Here is a 2,506-nt window from a genome sequence, read left to right as displayed (position 1 = left end):
GGCTGCCGGCCTCCCTGTTACGGGAGCGTTTCGCCGACTGGCAACAGATTGCGGTGGGGAGCGACGCGTACCAGACAATGCTGGATCGGCTGCGACGGACGCTGCTGGAGGAGCAGCGTGCGTTAAGCGACGCCTCTGACCAGCTACGCCGGGCGCGCCAGCAGCTGGAGGCCCAGGATCAAGAGTTGCAGGCGCTGGAGGGTGGCGCGGGGCAATCCAGCGAGATGGGGGAAACCATGGAGCGTGCCAGTGAGAGCATCCTGGCGTTGATGGCGCGGGTAGAGCAGTTGCAGGTGGAGCAGTACACCCGGGAGGAAACCGTCAAGAAGCTGCGGGCGGATCTGGATCACCTGCAGGGCAGTTGAGGTAGCCGCTTTCGTCTGGAGCAAGGGTTCGATTTGTGGGGCGCCATGGGTATTATGGCAGCCCCTTCCTTGTATCGGATCCGGTCATGTTTGAACAAACCGTCACTCCCCGCTTTTATGAAACTGACGCCTTCGGCCACGTGAACAACACGGTTGTTACGGGTTGGTTCGAAACGGGCCGAGCGCCGCTGTTTCAGCTTTTCGGTGGCGGCCGTAATCCGGCCTCGCTGCCGTTGATTCTTGCCCGTGTCGAAGTCGATTTCGTTGCCCAGATTTACTACGGCAGTGATGTGACCCTGCGTACCGGTATTGAACGCATTGGCAACAGCTCCTTTGTGGTTACCCAGCAGGCCTGGCAGAACGGTGCCCTGGTGGCTCGCGGGCGGGCGGTTCAGGTGTATTTTGATCATGAAAAGCAGGCGTCGGCACCGGTTCCGGATGCGTTTCGTGAGGAACTGGCGCGCCATGAAGGCGTGCTCCCGGAGTAATGCTTTCCTGTGGTGCTGATAGCCTGGCGGCCATGGCGTCTTGACGTGATGCCGCTACACTAACGGGCATAGTAGCCTGGGGGCGAGTCGAGCTCCCCCTCTATCAGAATGGCAACCGAGTGAGATCACTTCATGGCCTATCAGGGACAAGAAAACTTTGACCATCAGCAACCCGATAAAATCGGTGTGCTGATCACCAATCTGGGCACCCCGGATGCGCCAGAAGCCGGCGCTCTGCGTCGTTACCTGCGCGAGTTCTTGTCCGATACCCGGGTGGTGGAAATTCCCCGGGTTATCTGGTTCTTCATTCTTAACATGGTGATCCTGGTGATTCGCCCGCGTCGCTCCGCCCAGGCGTATAAAGGTGTATGGACGGAAAGGGGCTCGCCGCTGCTGGTGCACAGCCAGGACCAGGCGGATGGCATCCGGGCGCGTCTGCAGCAGAAATACGGTGACGGTGTGGTGGTGCGTCTTGCCATGCGTTATGGCAATCCATCCATCGCCAGTCAGCTGCAGGCCATGGAAGACGATGGTGTGCGCCAGTTGTTGGTGCTGCCCCTGTACCCGCAGTACTCGGCGTCCACCAACGCCTCAACCTTCGATGCGGTGGCACGGGATTTCATGCAGCGGCGCTGGTTGCCGGACCTGCGTTTTATCAGCCATTACCCGGATTACCCGCCTTATATTCAGGCCATGGCCGGCCACATTGCGGCCTACCGGAAGCAGCATGGCGCCGCAGACAAATTGGTCTTCAGTTATCACGGTGTGCCCAAACGCTTCCTGTTGAAGGGAGATCCGTACTTCTGTGAATGCCACAAAACCTCACGGCTGCTGGCCGAGGCACTGGGGCTTGCCGATGATCAATGGATGACGACGTTCCAGTCTCGTTTCGGGCGGGAAGAATGGCTGCAGCCTTACACCGACGCCACCCTGAAATCCCTGCCCGGGCAGGGCGTGAAATCCGTGCAGGTTTTTTGCCCCGGCTTTTCTGCGGATTGCCTGGAAACGGTAGAGGAAATCGATGAGGAGAACCGGGGTTACTTCGAGGCGGCCGGTGGCGAGTCTTTTGCCTATATCTCTGCCATGAATGCCGAGCCGGCGCACCTGGATGCCCTGACTCAGCTTATCGAAGATAATCTTCAGGGCTGGGAGCTGTTGGAAAATGACGCCGTGGGCCTGAGAGAGCGACAGCAGCGAGCCCGCCAACAGGGCGCGGACCGTTAGGGAACCTTGAATAACTCCTTGCGTACTCAGTCTTTCAGGCTGGCTCCCTCGCTCATATCGCCCTTCCTTGCCTCAAACGCCCGCCTATGCGGGCGTTTTGCTGTCAGTCCCCCATTTGGGGGATGCGCGGATAGCGCTGCCTGATTACTCTGAACCTCAAGAGATAGGGAGGAACCGGGGTGTCGCGGGACAAGGATCTGGCAGAGATTATGGACGCGATTTATTTCGCGGCGCATCAAAGAGATGGATGGCAGGATTGCCTGGACCGGATCAGTGTATTGAGCGGTGGGCAATCCGCTCAACTGTTGATGCTGAATAGGGAGAACGACCAGCGACTGGGCGGTTATCAGAGTAGCCGCGCCCTTGCAAAGTCCGACAGCCGTGGCGCGTCCGCGCTCACCCTGTGTGATGTTCGGCATGATACGGACG

General features: G+C 59.3%; 3 protein-coding genes and 1 pseudogene. All 4 read left to right on the top strand.

All coding sequences use genetic code 11. The features are described from left to right. Positions 1-365: pseudogene (locus A3754_RS28285) on the top strand (hypothetical protein); the annotation flags it as partial. Between the two features lie 86 nt (positions 366-451). Then, positions 452-853, top strand: a complete 402-nt coding sequence (locus A3754_RS24575) for a thioesterase family protein (protein ID WP_063521602.1) — start codon at positions 452-454, stop codon at positions 851-853. 132 nt (positions 854-985) lie between these two features. Next, complete coding sequence (hemH, locus tag A3754_RS24570; RefSeq protein WP_063521601.1) at positions 986-2,077, top strand: ferrochelatase; 1,092 nt, start codon at positions 986-988, stop codon at positions 2,075-2,077. A gap of 179 nt (positions 2,078-2,256) precedes the next feature. Then, positions 2,257-2,506 (top strand): hypothetical protein (locus A3754_RS28670; RefSeq protein ID WP_231880779.1); only part of this gene is annotated, 250 nt, incomplete at its 3' end.

The sequence above is a fragment of the Alcanivorax sp. HI0083 genome, from assembly GCF_001635175.1.
Note: the sequence above shows the minus strand (reverse complement) of the source record. Positions and strands in the feature narration are given on the sequence as shown.

Excerpts from the sequence above, each read along its gene's own strand:
- A3754_RS24575 (WP_063521602.1), top strand. The coding sequence starts at position 452 with ATGTTTGAACAAACCGTCACTCCCCGCTTTTATGAAACTGACGCCTTC.
- hemH (WP_063521601.1), top strand. The coding sequence starts at position 986 with ATGGCCTATCAGGGACAAGAAAACTTTGACCATCAGCAACCCGATAAA.